Here is a 19,008-nt window from a genome sequence, read left to right on the forward strand (position 1 = left end):
GGGGATGCATTACCCAAGTTGGTCGTTGTGCAGTAGAGGTGCGAAGTGGGTTTAAGCTCGCAACAGGTTAACAATCTAAGACATCAGTCTATCCTGCCCGAAGAACCAAACCCTCAAAGGCAGTCCTCAATGCATTCGATTCGCATGCGAACGGCGCCGAGACCGGGATTTGCGCAATACCTCAGCATTCACCGGGAGGCAAACTGCCGCTCAGCGCCTGCACCAGATGACCCTGCCAGGCGCTCTTACGCATCTGCGAAGCGACGCAATACTGAATCAATTTGGCCGGCGCGACCATAGGCAACTTCTCAGTTCACACTTGGAGGCATACATGGATCAGCAAGCGATTGACACCGCTATCGAGCGTCGCGCGTCAAGCAACCGTGCCGACATTCGGTTCATCAGGTTGAAGGAGGTGATAGCGATCTGCGGGAAATCGCGCAGCAGTGTGTACGACGCGATAAAGAGGGGCGCTTTCCCAAGGCCGGTAAAGCTCCAGGGTCGATCGGCGGCATGGATCAAGAGCGAAGTCGAGCAGTGGGCCGTGCAGTGCATTCGTGCTAGCCGCCGAGACTGCAACTCCTAGCCTGCCGCCCCACTGTCGAGTAAGCCCAAGAGTCGCCGTAGTTCCGCTGTCACTTCTGCTAAGTCCGGCGCCATGAGTTTGCTCTTCGAGAGAAATGCTCGCCACTGCTGCTGTTTGGATGGACTCGCCGCAAAAGCGTCAGACAGTCCGAGCGGCGCGGCCTGGGGCACCTCAGTTCTCCGGCGGGCGAACGTGGCCTGGACCGCCTGACGGAGAATAGCCTCATCGATCTCGGCATAGATCGCAAGGAACCACAGGTCGAAGTAATCCTTCAGGCGCGTGTTCGCCATACCCAAGCTGACGATCGCTTCATACTTTTCGGCGATGACGGTGTACATTGGATAGGCACGCAACGATGGTGGCGCGACATCCTCCAAAAGCGCTGGAAACTGCACGAGTTCCGCTGCAGGCGTCACGGCATCGCCGTATCCAACGTCGATCTGCACCGAGCAGCGCGCACCATCCAGTGTGCCGAGCAGTGTAACTCGCACGCCTTCATAGTTGGCTTCCTTGCGAATCCGCGCCGCGTGCACGCTGCCCCGGTCGAAGACCATCCCGTCATCGGATGGCTGAACACAGACCTGCTGAAAGACCTCGATCAGGTCGTCAAGCTCGGAAGACCCGAAGCCAAGCAAGTCGATATCCCGGGTTGGCCGGTGCGGCTGGTCGAACCACAGGTCGAAGAGAAGCGCCCCCTTCAGCATGAACTGATCGGCCCAGGGCGACACGCTCAAACGGTACAGCAGCCGCTCGAGCGAATACCGCGTCAGGATCAGGTTGAAGTCCGTCCTGTCGGCCCGTGCGCGGTTCAGAAGCCGTGCGCGAACCGATGCGGCACGATTCGCTGCTTTCATGCCGCCCCCACAGCTTCCAGATACGGACGCATGACGTTTGCTACCCTGCAGATCTCCGCATAGCGCCACAGTTCGTCCATTGTCGCCCGCTTATCGTTCCAGGCTTCGCGCAGGGCTTCGAGCGCAACATCGAGGCCAATCTTGTTGCGGAACTTGAAACAGTCAGCAACCGTCTTCGCCACGCTGAACACGCGCACCTGGGCGCCAGCGATGTCTGCAATGTCGACGCCCTCGGTCATCGCCGGTCCCGACATGCGGACTACCCGTAGCGGCGGATAATCGAAACGCGGAGCACGAGCCTTGTGCGGTATGGCGAGCCAGACGTCGGATGACTGCTGCGTGGTCAGATCATGAAAACGCAGCGCGGAAAGCAGGCATAGCACGCCGCTTGCGCTGCGTGTCGTTACCTCGGCAAAGCTCTCGTACTCGGACGCAGAGCGGTCGGGCAATGTGTACAGGCCTCGGCCGAGTTTAAGCAGCCGGCCTTCGTCGGTCAGCGAGGCCAGCAGTGCACGCGATGCACCGGCACTGTCCACATCCCGTGTACGCAGTATGCCTTTGGACCGGGCAAGCTCAAGAATTCGTTCAGCTTGTTGACTCATGAAGCCAGTGTACACAAAACATCGGCACTTATCCATATATGCCGACATTTTGTTCAATATCTCCTATTACGGAGTGCCTGAACCGGATGCAGACTGAAGGCATCGCATCCATTGGATTTGCATACGATTGCAAACATATCGATTGCTCTACGGCAGCATGCTTCGGCATACAATTGATGAGTCGACAAAATATACTGAAGGTCATGCAGACCATTCCTCACTACGATCAGAACGCCGAGCAGCTTGTCTCCCAGTACGAATCGCTGAGCTTCGAGCATGTGCACCCTGCCCTGCTGGATCTGCTGCCACCGCCCGGCGCGACGATTCTTGACGTCGGCGCCGGTTCCGGAAGGGACGCCGCCTGGTTTGCGGCCAAAGGATACGATGTCGTTGCAGCCGAGCCCTCGGAAGCGATGCGTACGCTGGCGCGCCAGCGTCATCCTTCGCCACGCATTCACTGGGTGGCTGACAGCCTGCCGGACTTAGCCCAGGTACGCCGGCTGGGACTTACCTTCGATCTGATCCTGCTCTCTGCGGTCTGGATGCACGTTCCACCGGCTGCACGCCAGCGTGCCCTGCGAAAGCTGGCGACGCTGCTGTCGCCAAATGGACGCATCGCCATCAGCCTTCGCATCGGTCCACCCGATACCGATCGCGCTATGTACGAGGTGACGCTGCCGGAGCTGACGGCGATGGCCCAGCAGTTCGGCCTCAGGCTGGTACACACCGACGACAGCCCCGACAGGCTGGGCCGGCCGGGCATTTCGTGGACGACTGCGGTCCTTGGGCTACCGGATGATGGCTTGGGCGCACTCCCGCTGCTGCGCCACTTGATCCTCACCGACGGGAAGTCATCGACCTACAAGATTGCACTGCTGCGCATCCTCGCCAGGATCGCCGATACCGCGGCCGGAGCTGCCCGCCACGAACCGGACTTCGTTGTCCTGCCAATGGGCCTGGTGGCGCTCTTTTGGCTACGCATGTACAAGCCGCTCATCGAGGGTGGGCTTCCTCAAATGCCGCCCAACCGGGCCGGGAACGCACCGGGATTCGTCACCAACAACTTTACGGCCTTGCGTCCGATTCGCCCGGTGGAGCTCCGTGCGGGGATGGCGTTCTACGACGACACAGCGCGGCACCTTCACGGCAGCCTGTGGGAGATCTCCAGGCTGATACGCGAAATGCCGGTCAAGTACCTGCGCTGGCCGGCGAGCGACGAGAACATCTTCCACATCAGGCACCAACGCCGTACATCGACCCCATCGAGCCTGCGCATCGATGACCCTTTCCTGTGGAGCTTCGGCGAATTTCATGTTCCGCTCCAGATCTGGGATGCGCTCAGCCACTACAACGTGTGGGTCGAGCCGGTCCTCGTTGCGGAATGGGTGCGCCTGATGGAGTCCTACGCGGGGCAACTTGGCCCGGCACTCGGCCAAACTGCGTATTCGCTGCTTGCCTGGGCAGATCCCGAGCGCGACACCAGCTTCGCGCGTGCCGCCGTCGAACGGCTTCGCACGCGAGGCAAGTCCATCTACTGCGTCTGGTCGGGCCAGCGCCTGCGGGATGAGTACGACATCGACCATTGCTTTCCCTTTGCCGCGTGGCCCTGTGGAGATGCCTGGAACCTGATGCCCGCATCGAAGCGGATCAACAACGAGAAGTCGAACCGCCTGGTCACCCAGACCGGACTGGAACGCGCCAGCGATCGCATCACCGAATGGTGGGAAGAGGCCTTCCTGTCGGCGGGAAGCGAGGCGCGTCACCGCTTCTTCCTCGAAGCCGAGCAAACCCTGCCGATGCTGGAGACTGCCGCTTCTCCGGCAGACCTGATCGATGCGATGAAGGTACAGCGCATTCGCTTGGCAAAGGATCAGGGTTTGCGCCCATGGGAGTCAGGCGCAATCAAAGAGCAGCTTGTACTTAGCCCTGACTACACTTGACTGGCACTGCGGCGCAGCTGACTACGTCATGACGTAATTCTCCAGAGTGTCGAAAGCCACTCACCCGCGTTCTTGCGCGATTAACGCCGCGGTTTGGTCGCTTGCGCAATAGTCGGCCCATGCCTGCATCAGGATCATACGCTTGTCGAGCAGGTCTCCGCGCCTGTATGCCGCCTCCACCCTGTCCGGCAGGTTGTGCGCCAGTGCGTGTTCGCATACCTCACGCGGGAACGAGTTGCCCTCCCACTCCGCGCACCAGTCGCGGAACGTCGAACGGAAACCATGAACAGTAATGTCACTGCGCTCCATTCGCCGCAGAACGGCCGTCAGGCTCATGTCCGACAACGTCGTTTTCGCGTCTCGCCCTGGAAAAACAAAGCCCCCACGGCGCTTCAGCGCACGCAGGAGAGCTATCGCACCGGTGGACAGCGGAACGCGGTGCTCCTTCCCTGCTTTCATGCGCCCGGCGGGGATGGTCCACAGCTTCGCTTCAAGGTCGATCTCATCCCACGTCGCGCCGCGCACCTCACCCGACCGGCACGCCGTCAGGATCGCGAACTCGATCGCACGAGCCGAGACGCCATCGCGTTGCCGCAGCTCCGTCATGAAGCTGCCCACTTCACGCCATGGCAGCGCGGGATGGTTCTTCACCGGTGCGATCTTGTTCGGATTGGCGAGCAGGTTTTCCAGGTGCCCGCGCCAGCGCGCCGGATTTACGTCATGACGTAGTTTGCGCGTGGCCGCCCAGTCCAGGATGCTCTCGATGCGTCCGCGCAAGCGTGTCGCGGTTTCAGTCTTTGTTTTCCAGATAGGGCTGAGCACTTTCACGATCAGGTCCGTGTCCACGTCGGCCACCGGCAACGAGCCGATGACAGGGCTGGCATACATGGCGAGCGTGGTCTCCCACTGCGCCGCGTGTTTGGCACTCTTCCAGCTGCCACGGTGCGCGTCGATGTACGATGCAGCGCATTCGTCGAAGCTCACGCCCTTGGCCTGGCGCTGCGCATGCTCGGCGCGGGTTTTATCCCGTTCTTCCAGCGGGTCGCGCTTATCCAGCAAAAGCAGCCGGCATGCACGCGCCTTCTCACGCGCGAGCGCCAGGTCGACGGTGATGCATGATCCAAGGCCCATCTCGCGACGTCGGCCGGCGAGATCGTAGCGGAAGATCCAGCTTTTGGAACCGCTCCGGGACACCTGCAGCCATAATCCGCCGCCGTCGCCGTAAAGCCCTGGGCGCGTCACGGAACGCACCTTGATCGCAGAAAGCTTGTTGATCGTGTAGCTCATCGGTGTACCCACCTTTCGACCACATTCTTCACTCTCAAACCTACCCACCGCCCTACCCACTCAGACGAGCGGGATGCAGGTAGATTCTAGTGGACGTCGGTGGACACCGATTTTGACATTTCTCCTATGAGGAGACGAAAAAAAGCCCCAACTTGTGGGGCTCTTGTTCAGTATGCTTGGCGGAAGCGGTGAGATTCGAACTCACGAACGGGTTCCCCCGTCGGCAGTTTTCAAGACTGCTGCCTTCAACCACTCGGCCACGCTTCCCTTGAGGAACCGGCATTATACATAAACCATCCGCGCCGGATAGCAGATTCAGGCCACCAGCAGCCAGTTCTCGCGCAGGCTGCGTTCGAAGTCGTCGGCCGGCAGCGGCTTGCTGTACAGGTAGCCCTGCACTTCGTCGCAGCCCGATTCGCGCAGGAAGGACAGCTGCTCCACCGTCTCCACCCCTTCCGCGATCACGCGCAGCCCGAGCTGCTGCGCCATGCTGACGATGGTGCCGGCGATCGCGCAGTCGCTCGGGTCGCCCGGGATCCCGGTGGTGAACGAGCGGTCGATCTTGAGGGTGTCGATCGGAAAGCGCTTCAGGTAGGACAGGCTCGAATAGCCGGTGCCGAAATCGTCGAGCGACAGCGCCACGCCCAGCTGGTGGATATCGTCCATGATCGCCGTCACGCGCTCGAAGTCGTGCATCAGGGTGCTCTCGGTGATTTCCAGCTCCAGCCAGGAGGCGTCGAGCCGGTAGCGCGCCAGCGTGGCCGCCACGCGCGCCGGCAGCGAAGCGGTGAACTCGCGCGCCGACACGTTCACCGCCAGCCGGAACGGCGGCAGCCCGACGCGCTGCCAGAGCGCGGCCTGGGCGCAGGCCTGTTCCAGCACCCATTCGCCCACCTGCACGATCAGGCCGGTGCTCTCGGCCAGCGGGATGAATTCGCCCGGCGGCACGATGCCGCGCGCCGGGTCCAGCCAGCGCACCAGCGCCTCGGCGCCCACCAGGCGATCGGTGCCGATCTCGAACTTGGGCTGGTAATACAGGATCAGTTCGCCGTTGCCGAGCGCCTGGCGCAGCCCGGATTCGATGCGCATGCGGTCCTGCATGCCCTGGTTCATGTCCTGGCTGTAGAAGGCCACGCTGCGGTCCGGGTCGGCGTCGAGCTGCTTGGCGCGCTCCATCGCGATGTCGGCCAGGCCGAGCAGGGTCTCGGCTTCGTTGCCGTCTTGCGGGTAGACGCTGATGCCGATGCTGGCGCCCACGCGCAGGTCGTGGCCGCCGATCAGGAAGGGGGCGTCGAGCGCGGCCTGCAGTTTCTGCGCCACGGTGGTGGCCTCGAAATGCTGGCGCATGTCGAACAGGCCCACCGCGAATTCGTCGCCGGACAGCCGCGCCACCACGTCCTCGTCGCGCAGGGTAGCGCGGAAGCGCTGTGCCACTTGGCGCAGCAGCTCGTCGCCGATGCGCCGGCCGAGGGTGTCGTTGATGCGCTTGAAGCGGTTCAGGTCCACGAACAGCAGGCAACCCGCGGTCTCGTTGCGCTGGGCGACGATCAGGGCCTGGTCGACCAGGCGCGCGAACAGCGTGCGATTGGGCAGGCCGGTCAGCTCGTCGTAGTAGGCCAGGTGGTGCAGCCTCTCCTCGGCCTGCTTGCGTTCGGTGATATCGGTGAGGTAGGCGATCAGGCCGATCGGTCGCTCGGCCAGGTCGCGCAGCGGCGAGAGCGACAGGCTGGCCCAGAACACCTCGCCCGATTTTTTCCGGCGCCGCACCTCCATCATGCGCCCGCCCTGCTCCACGAAGCTGTCCTCGAAACCTTCGTCCTCGTCGGCGTACAGGAACAGGATATTGCGGCCGATCGCTTCCAGCGCGGTATAGCCGAACAGTTCCTCGGCGCCGCGGTTCCAGCTGGTGATGTAGCCCATCTGGTCCATGGTCAGCACCGACTCGTGGATCTGGTCCAGGATCTGCGACTGGTGCGCCAGCTGCGCTTCCATCTGCGCGTAGGCGTGGGTCGAGCGCACCGCCAGCGAATGCACCTGCAGCAGCGAAGCGGTCAGGTGGGCCAGGCCGGCCAGCTGGCGCGCGTCCTCGGCCGAATAGGCGGCGCGTCCGGCCACCTCGTAGATCCCGAACTGCTCCGCGCTGCCGGCCACCGCCTGGCGCAGTAGCGGCCCGCTGCCGGCCGGCGCGCCAATGCCGGCGCCCGGCAGGAAGCGCCCGACCGGACTGGCCAGCAGCGCGGCCGCGATCCGGCCCAGTTCCGCATGCAGGGCCTCGCCGCGCAGGCGCAGGACGGCGTCGCACACGGCGGTCGAACCGCCGACGAAATTCACTGCTGCGTCAACTGGTGCGACCTCGTGCATGTCAGACGTTCCGCCCTACCTGGATCGCCCAGTGATAGGCCTGCAACTGGCTGTACCACCAGTCCGCCGCGTCGATCTCTGCCTCGTCGAGCGCCGCTCGGGCCGGATGGGCTTCGGCCAGCCGCAGCCAGCGCCCGAGGACGCCGCCGCGCGCCAGCAAGGCATCGGTGACGTGCGGCGGCAGGTGCAGGTCGGCGACGATCTCGCGCATCGGCATGTGCAGCAGGCGGTCGAGCAGCGAGAACACGCCGGTCATGTAGGCCAGGTCGCACTCGTCGCGCTCGCCGCCGTCCTGCCTGCACAGCGATTCGAGCTGGGCGCCGCGGCGCGCCGCCAGCGGCAGCAGCAGGTTGGGCAGGCCATCGGGCTGCTGGCGCGCGTACAGCAGCAGCTGCAGCCAGCGCTGCAGCTGGCGCCGGCCGAGCAGGCTGATGGCCTGGTGGAAGCTGGTGATGCGGGTGCTGACCGCGAAGGCGGCCGAGTTCACCAGCTTCAGCAGGTGGTAGGACAGGGTCGGATCCTGCTTCAGCTGCAGTTCGATCTCGCGCGAGTCGGCGTCGCGCGACAGCAGGCCGAGCAGGGTCAGGATGCGGCGGCGCGAGCTGCCGTCCTGGTTTTCCCCGGCGGCCAGGGCCGGGTCCTGCGGATAGGTGCCGCAGAACCAGTCGAAACCGGCCATCTCGCTGTCGGCGAAATGGCGCGCGGTATCGACGCCACGTGCCAGGTGCGGGCCGAACAGGGCCGCCAGACGTCCCGCCGGCAGCGGCGCGCGGGCGCAGTCGTGCGCGACGGTACGCAGCGCGGACGGTGCCGCCACGCCGGGCGGCAGCGGGCCGTCCAGCCACAGGCGGTAGCCGAGTTCGTGCAGTTCAGTGAGCCGGCGCGCGACGCCGTCGAGGGCGAGGACGCTGGCCGCCACCACGAAGCCGACGCGGTTGGCCGGCAGCAGGGCCAGCACCGGCGGCGTCAGCGCGGCGGGGTCGTCCAGCAACAGCAGGGCGTCGAGCGGCGCGATCGCGGCCAGCAGGTCCGGCGCGCCGAACATCGCCTGCAGGCGCCGCGGCAAGCCCTCCCCCGCTTCCAGGCGCAGGCACAGGGCCACCCACTCGTTCTGCCCATTGGCGACCGGGTCGATTGCTACCAGTGGAAATGGGGCGGGGTCCAGCGCGGCCATTGGATGGGCTCTCAATAGTATTTGGGCAATCTTATGCGACCGATTATGAGAACGCAACTATTTTGTTTCTCCACGGATACTTCCTGTCAATGCAGGAAAATAACCATGACGCGGACGGCGCAGGCGCCGCATCCTGGGCGCGTAATCATGCGCTTGCGGTGCTGATAATCGTGCAACATACTGCAAGCCAGGCTGTCCAATCTGCGGCGGCCGGCAGGCCGTCCCAGCCTGTCGCTGCCATCTTCGGAGGAGCACCATGAAACAACTGTCGAGTACGCTCGGCTGGATTGCGCTGGCGGTCCTCGGCGCCTTTTCGCTCGGCTTCGTCGCGGTCAAGCGCGGCGAGACCATCAACGCGATCTGGATCGTCGCCGCGGCCGTCTGCGTCTATCTGATCGCCTACCGCTTCTACAGCCGGTTCATCGCCTACCGGGCGCTGGGCCTGGACCCCAGCCGCCAGACCCCGGCCCACAAGTACAACGACGGCCTCGACTACGTACCGACCAATAAGTACGTACTCTACGGGCACCATTTCGCGGCGATCGCCGGCGCCGGCCCGCTGGTCGGCCCGGTGCTGGCCGCCCAGATGGGCTACCTGCCGGGCATGATGTGGATCCTGGCAGGCGTCGTCTTCGCCGGCGCCGTCCAGGACTTCATCGTGCTGTTCATGTCCACCCGCCGCGACGGCCGCTCGCTGGGCGACCTGATCAAGTCGGAGATGGGCGAGATCCCGGGCCTGATCGCGCTACTCGGCTGCTTCATGATCATGGTGATCATCCTGGCGGTGCTGGCCCTGATCGTCGTGAAGGCGCTCACCGGCTCGCCATGGGGCACCTTCACGGTCATGGCGACCATCCCGATCGCACTGTTCATGGGCCTGTATTCGCGCTTCGTGCGCGTCGGCCGCATCGGCGAAGTCTCGCTGATCGGCTTCGTGCTGCTGATGCTGGCCATCGTCGGCGGGCAGTGGGTGCACGATTCGCCGACCTGGGGCGCGGCCTTCAATTTCACCGGCACCCAGCTGACCTGGATGCTGATCGGCTACGGCTTCGTGGCCTCGGTGATTCCCGTATGGCTGCTGCTGGCGCCGCGCGACTACCTGTCGACCTTCCTCAAGATCGGCACCATCGTGGCGCTGGCGATCGGCATCGTGATCGTCGCCCCCGACCTGCGCATGCCAGCCGTCACCAGGTTCATCGACGGCAGCGGCCCGGTCTGGTCGGGCAACCTGTTCCCCTTCCTGTTCATCACCATCGCCTGCGGCGCCGTGTCCGGCTTCCACGCCCTGATTTCCTCGGGCACCACGCCCAAGATGATCGAGAACGAAACCCACGCCCGCTTCATCGGCTACGGCGGCATGCTGATGGAATCCTTCGTCGCCATCATGGCGCTGGTGGCGGCGGCCACCATCGACCCGGGCGTCTACTTCGCCATGAACAGCCCGGCCGCGCTGCTGGGCACCACCGCGCAATCGGCCGCGGCCGCCGTATCGCAGATGGGTTTCGTGATCACGCCGGAAACACTGGACCAGATGGCGCGCGACGTCGGCGAACACACCATCATCTCGCGCGCCGGTGGCGCCCCCACGCTGGCGGTGGGCATGGCGCACATCCTGTCGAACGTGATCGGCGGCCAGGCCATGATGGCCTTCTGGTACCACTTCGCGATCCTGTTCGAAGCGCTGTTCATCCTGACCGCGGTGGACGCCGGCACGCGCGCCGGCCGCTTCATGCTGCAAGACCTGCTGGGCGCCTTCTCGCCTTCCCTGAAGCGCACCGAGTCGCTGCCGGCCAACCTGCTGGCCACCGGCCTGTGCGTGGCGGCCTGGGGCTACTTCCTGTATCAGGGCGTGGTCGATCCGCTGGGCGGCATCAACACCCTGTGGCCGCTGTTCGGCATCGCCAACCAGATGCTGGCCGCGATCGCGCTGATCCTCGGCACCTGCGTGCTGTTCAAGATGAAGCGCGCCCAGTACGCCTGGGTGACCATCGTGCCCACCCTCTGGCTGCTGGCCTGCACCCTCACCGCCGGCTGGCAGAAGATCTTCGACGCCAACCCGAAGGTCGGCTTCATGGCCCACGCCAGGAAGTTCCAGGAAGCGCACGATGCCGGCACCGTGCTGGCCCCGGCCAAGACGGTGGAGCAGATGGAGCGCATCATCTTCAACGACTACGTCGACGCCGCGCTGGCCGGCTTCTTCATGGTCGTGGTGCTGGCGGTGCTGGTGTACGGCATCCGCACCGTGCTGGCGGCGCGCGCCAGCAGCGGCCCGACCGTGAAGGAAACCCCGTACGTGGCCATGCCCACGCCACAGGTGTCATGATGTTCGGCGCCCTGCTCGACGCCGGCAAGCAGGCCGGCAAATACCTGGGCCAGAGCATGCGGCTGATGGTCGGCCTGCCTGAATACGACACCTACCTGGCGCACATGGAACGCACCCATCCCGACCAGACGCCGATGAGCTACGAGGAATTCTTCCGCGAGCGCCAGGAAGCCAGGTATGGCGGCAAGCGGGCCACTTGCTGCTGAAGCAAGGCGGCCCGCATCCACGATGAAGGGGCGCTGCGGCGCCCCTTCCGCCATGCGCGGCAAGGCGGCGCTTTGATATCTCTCAATCTCCCCCCTCCCCCCTGAACGTATATTTTTTTCTTGCGGGAACTTGCACTCCGCAAAGGAAGCCCTGCGTCGTCCGGCGCCGGGCCGTTCCTGCCGTCCTGCGGGATCAGCATGCCGACTTTCGCGCGTTCCAGCCTGAACCAGAAGCTGACCACCATCTCGCTGTTCTCCACCGCGACCGCGCTGGTGTTCGTTTTCACGGTGCTGGCGGCGGCCTCGGTGGCCAGCCAGCGCCGCGACGCCGCGGCCCAGCTGTCGGCCCTGGCCGAGGTGATTGCGGCCGGCAGTGCCGACCACCTGCTGCTGCGTGACCGTCCGCGCGCCCAGGCCGCGCTGGCCGCGCTGGCCGGCAAGCGCGACATCTCCGCCGCTGCCCTGTACGACCGCCACGGCCAGGTCTTCGCCCAGTACCGTGCCGGCGCCAGCAACCGGCCCATCTCCCCGGTGCTGGACGGTATCGACGGCGCCGCCCTGGCCGCCGCGAACGCCGCCGGCCAGCACCTGCTGGCGCGCCACCTGCGCGTGTACCAGCTGGTAGCGAGCCCCGGCCTGCAGGTAGGCGTGGTGATGATCGAGACCGACCTGGCGGGAGCCTGGACCGAGATCGTGGCCGGTCTGGCGCTGATGGCCCTGGCCATGGGTGTCGCGCTGGTGGTGGCGGTGGCCATGGCGGGACGTTTTACGCGCAGCATCGCCGAACCGGTGTCCCGGCTGATCGGGACGGCGCGCCAGGTCTCGGCCAGCCAGGACTACAGCCTGCGCATCGCGCACACGCGCAGCGACGAACTGGGCCAGCTGATCGACAGTTTCAATACCATGCTGGCCCAGATCGAGGACCGCGGCGCGGCCCTGCTGCAGCACCGCGACGAACTGGAGCGCCAGGTCGGCGTGCGCACCGCACAGCTGGAAAAGGCGAAGAACGCCGCCGAAGCGGCCAGCCGCGCCAAGAGCGCCTTCCTGGCCACCATGAGCCACGAGATCCGCACCCCCATGAACGGAGTGCTGGGCATGACCGACATGCTGCTCGCGACCGGGCTCACCGAGGTGCAGCGCAACTATGCCAGCCTGGTCAAGCGCTCGGGCGAACACCTGCTGGTGATCATCAACGACATCCTCGACTTCTCCAAGATCGAGGCGGGCAAGCTGGCCATCGAGTACCTCAACTTCAACCTGTGGGACCTGCTCGACGAGCTGCACAAGGTCTATGCGCCGCAGGCCGCCGCCAAGGACATCGGCTTCGACTTCGACATCGCCAGCGACATCCCGGTGGCGATCTGCGGCGATCCGAACCGGTTGCGCCAGGTCCTGGCCAACCTGCTGGGCAATGCGGTCAAGTTCACCGGGCAGGGCCGGATCCAGGTGCGCGTACGGGTGACGCGCGAGGATGCGCAGCAGGTCACGCTGCGCTTCGAGGTGCACGACACCGGCATCGGGATCGCGCGTGCGGCGCGCGCGCACCTGTTCGAGGCCTTCGCGCAGGCCGACGCGTCGACCACCCGCCGTTATGGCGGCACCGGCCTGGGGCTGGCGATTTCCAGGCAACTGGTGGAACTGATGGGCGGCGCGATCGGCGCCGACAGCGCCCCTGAACAGGGTGCGGTATTCTGGTTCACGCTCGGCTTCGACAAGCGCCGCGTACATCCGGATGCGGCGCATGCGCCCGGCCAGCGCCCGCGGCCGCTGGCCGGCCTGCGCGTGCTGGTCGTGGATGAACACGAACACAGCCGCACCGAGCTGCTGGGCCAGCTGCAGGGCTGGGGCGCCAGCGCGCACGGCGCCGCCAGCGCGGTGCTGGGCCACGACAGCCTGCTCGGCGCGGCGCGCGCCGGCCAGCCCTACGACGCCGCCGTGATCGACATGGAGCTGCGCGACACCAGCGGCCTGGCGCTGGCGGCTTCGCTCAGGTCCGACCTTCCGGCCGGCCTGCACCCACCCACCCGCCTGGTGCTGCTCAGCCCCGGACGGCTGGCGGCGGACCCGGTGCAGCGCCGCATGGCCGGCGTCGCGTACCAGCTGGTGAAGCCGGCGCGCGCGGCCGACCTGGTCGCCTGCCTGACCGCCGGCGCTACCCGCTCCCCCCTGCCACCCGCGGCGCCGGCCGGCATCGCCGCAGCCGCCGATCCCCGTCCGGCAGGACCGGGCCGGGCGCCGCGCGTCCTGCTGGCCGAGGACAACCCGGTCAACGTGGAAGTCGCGAAGGCGATGCTGGAGAATTTCGGGCTCGAGGCGCACTGCGCCGGCAATGGGCAGGAAGCCCTGGATGCGCTGCGCGCCGGCGGCTTCGATGCGGTGCTGATGGATTGCCAGATGCCGGTGATGGACGGCTTTGCCGCCACCGCCGCCATCCGCCGCCAGGAGCGCGAAGCGGGCCACGCCGCGCCGCTGCCGGTGATCGCGCTCACCGCCAACGCCCTGCAGGGCGACCGCGGCGCCTGCCTGGCCGCCGGCATGGACGACTACCTGTCCAAGCCCTTCACCCGGCAGCAGCTGGCGGCCGTGCTCGGACGCTGGGTCGCGCTACCGCTTGCCAGCCCTCCGGCGGAGCTGGCGCCGCACCCGGCGCGCGATGCCGGAGCGGGACCAGCGCCGCGCTGCGCCGCCGTCAGCCGCGCCGCGCTGGACAATATCCGCGCGCTCAGCTGCGACGCCGGCGCGGACCTGGTGCAGAAAGTGGTCCAGGCCTACCTGGCCGAAGCGCCGCGCCAGCTGGCCGCGCTGCGCCAGGCGCTCGGCGGGCCCGATGCGGCGCTGCTGCGGCGCCTGGCCCACAGCCTGAAGTCGGCCAGCGCCAACGTCGGCGCCCTGCGCCTGGCCGCCCTGTGCCGCGAGTTCGAACTGCTCGGACGCGCCGGCACGGAGGCGGGCCAGGCAGCCATCCTGGCCGTCCTGGCCGACATGGAACGCGAATTCCAGGCAGTGCGTACCGCGCTGCATGCCATGCTTGAAAAGGAAACCTGATATGCCTGCTCCAACCATGCGGCGTGGCACGGTGCTGGTCGCCGACGACGATCCGGTGATGCGCATGCTGATGCGCGAAATGCTGGCCCAGGTCGGGCTGGAGGCGGTCGAGGCGGCCGATGGCGCCGCCGCGGTGGAACTGGCGCGCCGCCACCCGCCCGACCTGATCCTGCTGGACGTGGAGATGCCGCGCATGGACGGCTTCGCGGCCTGCGCGGCGATCCGGCGCAGCGCCAGCGCAGCCGGCGCGGATGGCCGGGGCGAAGGCGGCGGCGTGCCGATCGTGATGGTCACCGGCAGCGACGACCTGGAGGCGGTGACGCGCGCCTACGAGGCCGGCGCCACCGACTTCGTGTCCAAGCCGATCAACTGGCCGATCCTCGGCCACCGCGTGCTGTACGTGCTGCGCGCCAGCGACGCCATCGCGCGCCTGCGCCTGGCCGACGCGCACAACCGCGCGGTGCTGGCCGCGATCCCCGACAGCTTCTTCCGGCTCGACCGCGACGGCTACTACCTCGACTATGCGCCCGGCCTGGAACAGGAAGCCGCCCTGTCCGCCGCCTGCTCCCCCGGCACTTCGTGCGTGCCGTGCGCGGGCCGGCACATCACCGAGGTCCTGCCGGCCCCGGTCGCCGCGCGCATGCTCGGGCAGATGCGCGCCGTGCTGGCCACGGGGGAACTGCGCTCGGTCGAGTACGCGCTGGAACGGGACGGCGCGCTCCAGCATGTCGAGGCGCGCCTGGTCGCCACCGGCGCGTCGCAGGTGCTCGGCCTGGTGCGCGATATCAGCGAGCGCAAGCGCGCGGAAGAACAGATCCGGCGCCTGGCCTACTGCGACGGCCTGACCGGCATCCCGAACCGCCAGGCCTTCCTCGAAACGCTGGAGCGCGAGCTGCAGCGCTCCAGGCGCGCCAAGCGCAAGTTCGCGGTGCTGTTCATGGACCTGGACGCCTTCAAGCGCATCAACGACACGCTTGGCCACGATGCCGGCGATATGCTGCTCAAGCTGGTCTCGGAACGCCTGCGCGACACCATCCGTCCGCGCGACCTGGTGGCGCGCGCCGATGGCGAAGCGCAGGGAGCGGCCGAGCTGGCGCGCCTGGGCGGCGACGAGTTCACCATCCTGCTCCCGGACCTCGAACGGGCCGAGGATGCGCTGAACGTGGCCAGCCGCGTGCGCGAAGCGATGCGCCGGCCCTTCGCCCTCGACTGCCACGAGATCTTCGTCACGGCCAGCATCGGCATCTCGCTGTTCCCCGAAGATGCCGAGGATAGCGGCTCGCTGCTCAAGTTCGCCGACACCGCGATGTACCACGCCAAGAACTGCGGCAAGAACAACGCCAAGCTGTACAGCGCCGCGCTGACCATGCAGATCATGCGCCAGGTGAAGCTCGAGGTGGGGCTGCGCAAGGCCCTGCAGAACGGCGAGCTGTACCTGCTCTACCAGCCGCAGCGCGACGTGCGCAGCGCCGACATCGTCGGGGTCGAGGCGCTGGTGCGCTGGCGCCATCCGGAGCGCGGCCTGGTGTCGCCCGCCGAGTTCATCCCGCTGGCCGAGGACACCGGCCTGATCGTGCCGATCGGCGAATGGGTGCTGCGCACCGCCTGCCGCCAGGCGCGCAGCTGGCAAAAGCTGGGCGGGCGGACGCCGCGCATCGCGGTCAACCTGTCGGCGCGCCAGTTCAAGGACGAGAACCTGGCGCAGATCGTGCACTCGGCCCTGCTCGACGCCAGCCTCGATCCGCGCCTGCTGGAGCTCGAGCTGACCGAAGGCACCCTGATGGACGATGCGCTGGCCACCCTGGCCACGCTGGAGCAGCTGCGCGCGATCGGCGTCCAGCTGTCGATCGACGACTTCGGCACCGGCTACTCGTCGATGAGCTACCTGAAGCGCTTCGACCTGCGCACGCTGAAGATCGACCGCAGCTTCATCCACGGCCTGCCGCAGGATGCGCAGAACGCGGCCATCACGCGCGCCATCATCGCGATGGCGCACGGGCTCAGGATGGCGGTGGTGGCGGAAGGCGTCGAAACCGGCGAGCAGCTGCGCCTGCTCGAGGAGTATGGCTGCGACATGGTGCAGGGCTACTACCTGGGCCACCCCGCACCGGCCGATGCGATCGCCGGCATGCTGTCCGCCCGGCTGCCGCTGGCGGCGAAATGAGCCGCGCCGCGCTTCAGCGCGCCGGCAGCAGGCGCAAGGTATGGCGCGCATGCCCGGGCAGCAGGGGTACCGGCCGGCCGGCCGCCCATTCGGCATGCCCGGCCAGGAAGAAGGGCGAGAGCGGATGGCCGCTCTGCCCGCCGGGCATGTTGTACAGGCCCTCCTCTTCGCGCCCGGGCGACACCGTCAGGCGCTGCGACTGGCCGAAGGACGGCCCGGCCACGCGCGGCATGTGGGCGTCGCCCGGCAGCTGGTCGGCGGGCGCGCCCAGGAAGCGCTTCAGGGCCGGCACCGCGATGCTGACCGGATGCGCGATCGCGGCCGTGTTGCGCCGCCCCCAGCTGGCCCCGGCCAGCGCCTGGCCATCCTGCGTCAGCTCGGCGATCACCCGGTCCACCGCCGCCAGCTCGAGCGCGCGCCAGTCGGCGTAGGCGGGCGGCAGCCAGGCGGCGGGCCGGGCATCGAGCAGGCGCGCCACCACCTCGGGCCAGCGGCTGGTACCGGCCACCGGACCCGACTTGGGATCCTCCGCCTGCTGCGCGGCGCGCGCGCCGCCATACAACAGATCGTGCAGCGCCCACATATAGCCGCGCGCCAGGCGGTAGCCGACCGAGTCGACGCTGGCGCGTCCATCCCAGCTGCGCTCCAGCAGGCGCCGGAACTCGGCGCGCTGCGGGTGGCCGGCCAGCGCGGCCTGGTCGAGCGCGGCCAGCGCCCGCCCGCGCCAGGGAGCGATGAACAACGCGCGGTCGTCGAGCGCCACGTCGAAAGCGCGCGCCACGCCGACCCCGGTACCGAGCGCGCGCAGGCCGTCGGCCAGCTGGCGGTTGCGCGCGCCGATGTCGAAGCCGCCGTCGCCGATCAGACCGGCACCCGCACCCATCAGCTGGCGGCTGTTGGCGGTGCTGAGCTGGCCGTCGCCCGGGTTCAGCACGCGCGGGTAGCGCTGCGGCGGCAGCAGCGCGCTCCAGGTGGGCACGCCCGCTTCCAGCGGGAAGCTGGCGGCCGGCGCCGGCGTGCTGCGCTGCGGCAGCGGGCCGGCGATGGTCCAGCCGATATTGCCGGCCGCGTCGCCGGCCACGAAGTTCTGGGCCGGGATGCCATCCACGTTGGCGAGCGCCAGCGCTTCCTCCACGCTGGCGGCGCGTTCCAGCGCCAGGTGGCGCAGGTTGACCGCGGCCGGATCGTGCGCGATCCAGTGCACGGCGTAGGCGCGTCCGCCCGCTTCGCGCACCGGGCCGAGCGAGGTCTCGCGCACGGGGAAGCGTTCCGGCGCCGCGCCTTTCACCGCGATCAGCTCCACGTGGGTCGTCGGCGTCTCCCAGCCGCCCGGCAGGCGCAGCTGTCCAGGACGGGATGGATCGCGCCCGAGCACCACCAGGTCGAGCAGGTCGGCATAGCTGTTGGTAAACGCCCAGGCCACCTGACCATTGCTGCCGACGATGATCGACGGCGGCGCGCCCGGCAGGCTGACCCCGGCCAGGCGCCGCTGGCCGCCCTGCGGATCGGGAAAGCGCAGCGCCAGCCGGTACCAGATGTTGGGCAGCTGCAGGCCGAGGTGCATGTCGTCGGAGACGATCGCGGCGCCGCTGGCGCTGCGGCTGCCCGCCACGGCGTAGTTGTTGCTGCCGACCGCATCGACGAAGTCGGCGCCGGCCAGACGCTGTGCCTGGCCGGCAGCCATGCCGGCAGCCGCGCCCCACCAGGCCGGCGCGGTGGCGGGGATGGGCACGGGCCCAGGCGCGGCGGCGCCCGGCATATCGTCCAGTGTATGGTCCCACCGGCTCGTCTCCGGCAGCAGGAAGGCCAGCTGCTGCGGGGTGCTGTGCGCGCGCAGCCAGCCGCGCGCCAGCTCGCGCTCGGCCTGGCTGTCCTGCAGGTCGATGTACATGGCCCACACCACCAGCAGCGAATCGGCCGCGCGCCAGGGGCGCGCCTCGGTCCCGGTCAGCAGGTATTCGAAGGGCCGGGCGCGTAGCGCGCCCAGGCCATCGTTGACGCCGGCGACATAGCGCTCCAGCAGGGCCCGCTCTTTCGCGTCCAGGCGCGCCAGCGCCGCGTCGGCGCGGGCGCGGAAGCGGTGCAGGCGGCGCGCGCGGTCGAGCGGCAGCGCGCGCGGACCGAATAGCTCGGCCAGCTCGCCGGCGGCGGTACGGCGCAGCAGGTCCATCTGGAAAAAACGTTCCTGGGCATGGACGAAACCGGTGGCGTAGGCGACGTCGGCGCGGCTGCTGCCGCTGATCAGGGGCACGCCGGCCGCGTCGCGCGCTATCGTCACGGGGCCGTCCAGGCCGGGCGCCCGGCGCTCGCCTTCGAGCTGGGCCAGGCTGGCGCGCAGGGTCAGCCAGGCGGCGGCCAGCGCCAGCACGACCAGCACCAGCAGCCCGGCCAGGGCACGCAGGGTCCAGCTTTTCCAGCGGCGCGCTTGCATCGTATCCCCTCCTTTTTTGGAAGAGTATCTTGCCA

12 protein-coding genes and 1 tRNA gene are annotated in these 19,008 nt (G+C 67.6%); 6 read left to right on the top strand and 7 right to left on the bottom strand.

The window, feature by feature from the left end; all coding sequences use genetic code 11:
* Positions 1–331: 331 nt before the first annotated feature.
* On the top strand, positions 332–586 hold the full coding sequence (locus LCI23_RS17545) for an AlpA family transcriptional regulator (protein WP_224947743.1): 255 nt from the start codon (positions 332–334) through the stop codon (positions 584–586).
* Here LCI23_RS17545 and LCI23_RS17550 read toward each other — a convergent pair.
* Both LCI23_RS17550 and LCI23_RS17555 read right to left on the bottom strand, forming a co-directional pair.
* Entirely contained in the window at positions 583–1,440 is an 858-nt protein-coding gene (locus LCI23_RS17550; RefSeq protein ID WP_224947744.1) for a nucleotidyl transferase AbiEii/AbiGii toxin family protein, read from the bottom strand. The two genes, LCI23_RS17545 and LCI23_RS17550, sit on opposite strands and share 4 nt — an antisense overlap.
* Entirely contained in the window at positions 1,437–2,042 is a 606-nt protein-coding gene (locus LCI23_RS17555) for a type IV toxin-antitoxin system AbiEi family antitoxin domain-containing protein (RefSeq protein WP_224947778.1), read from the bottom strand. The genes LCI23_RS17550 and LCI23_RS17555 overlap by 4 nt, the downstream gene beginning before the upstream one ends.
* 203 nt (positions 2,043–2,245) lie before the next feature.
* Here LCI23_RS17555 and LCI23_RS17560 point away from each other — a divergent pair, with 203 nt between their 5' ends.
* A complete protein-coding gene (locus LCI23_RS17560; RefSeq protein ID WP_224947745.1) occupies positions 2,246–3,982 on the top strand; it encodes a methyltransferase domain-containing protein in 1,737 nt (578 codons plus the stop codon).
* Between the two features lie 60 nt (positions 3,983–4,042).
* On the opposite strand, the gene LCI23_RS17565 is transcribed toward LCI23_RS17560, so the two are convergent.
* The 4 genes from LCI23_RS17565 to LCI23_RS17580 form a co-directional block, all read right to left on the bottom strand.
* Positions 4,043–5,269 (bottom strand): site-specific integrase, encoded by a 1,227-nt coding sequence (locus tag LCI23_RS17565; RefSeq protein WP_224947746.1) that lies wholly within the window; start codon positions 5,267–5,269, stop codon positions 4,043–4,045.
* Between the two features lie 177 nt (positions 5,270–5,446).
* Positions 5,447–5,536: transfer RNA gene (locus LCI23_RS17570), tRNA-Ser, on the bottom strand.
* 48 nt (positions 5,537–5,584) lie between these two features.
* Positions 5,585–7,630, bottom strand: a complete 2,046-nt coding sequence (locus tag LCI23_RS17575; RefSeq protein ID WP_224947747.1) for a bifunctional diguanylate cyclase/phosphodiesterase — start codon at positions 7,628–7,630, stop codon at positions 5,585–5,587.
* Between the two features lies 1 nt (position 7,631).
* On the bottom strand, positions 7,632–8,804 hold the full coding sequence (locus tag LCI23_RS17580; protein ID WP_224947748.1) for an EAL and HDOD domain-containing protein: 1,173 nt from the start codon (positions 8,802–8,804) through the stop codon (positions 7,632–7,634).
* A gap of 256 nt (positions 8,805–9,060) precedes the next feature.
* Here LCI23_RS17580 and LCI23_RS17585 point away from each other — a divergent pair, with 256 nt between their 5' ends.
* The 4 genes from LCI23_RS17585 (at position 9,061) to LCI23_RS17600 (ending at position 16,542) form a co-directional block, all read left to right on the top strand.
* Positions 9,061–11,127: a carbon starvation CstA family protein gene (locus LCI23_RS17585; RefSeq protein ID WP_224947749.1), complete on the top strand. Its 2,067-nt coding sequence runs from the start codon at positions 9,061–9,063 to the stop codon at positions 11,125–11,127.
* Positions 11,127–11,333, top strand: a complete 207-nt coding sequence (locus LCI23_RS17590) for a YbdD/YjiX family protein (protein ID WP_224947779.1) — start codon at positions 11,127–11,129, stop codon at positions 11,331–11,333. The genes LCI23_RS17585 and LCI23_RS17590 overlap by 1 nt, the downstream gene beginning before the upstream one ends.
* A 198-nt stretch (positions 11,334–11,531) precedes the next feature.
* Positions 11,532–14,378, top strand: a complete 2,847-nt coding sequence (locus LCI23_RS17595; RefSeq protein ID WP_224947750.1) for a response regulator — start codon at positions 11,532–11,534, stop codon at positions 14,376–14,378.
* A 1-nt stretch (position 14,379) separates the two neighbouring features.
* Positions 14,380–16,542: a bifunctional diguanylate cyclase/phosphodiesterase gene (locus tag LCI23_RS17600; RefSeq protein WP_224947751.1), complete on the top strand. Its 2,163-nt coding sequence runs from the start codon at positions 14,380–14,382 to the stop codon at positions 16,540–16,542.
* 13 nt (positions 16,543–16,555) lie between these two features.
* Here LCI23_RS17600 and LCI23_RS17605 read toward each other — a convergent pair whose 3' ends face one another.
* Positions 16,556–18,973 carry a penicillin acylase family protein gene (locus LCI23_RS17605; protein WP_224947752.1) on the bottom strand — a complete coding sequence of 806 codons (2,418 nt, stop codon included), beginning with the start codon at positions 18,971–18,973 and terminating at the stop codon, positions 16,556–16,558.
* Positions 18,974–19,008: the final 35 nt, after the last annotated feature.

It is taken from the genome of Massilia sp. MS-15 (genome assembly GCF_020176695.1).
In the GTDB taxonomy this organism is placed as follows: domain Bacteria; phylum Pseudomonadota; class Gammaproteobacteria; order Burkholderiales; family Burkholderiaceae_D; genus Telluria; species Telluria hydrophila.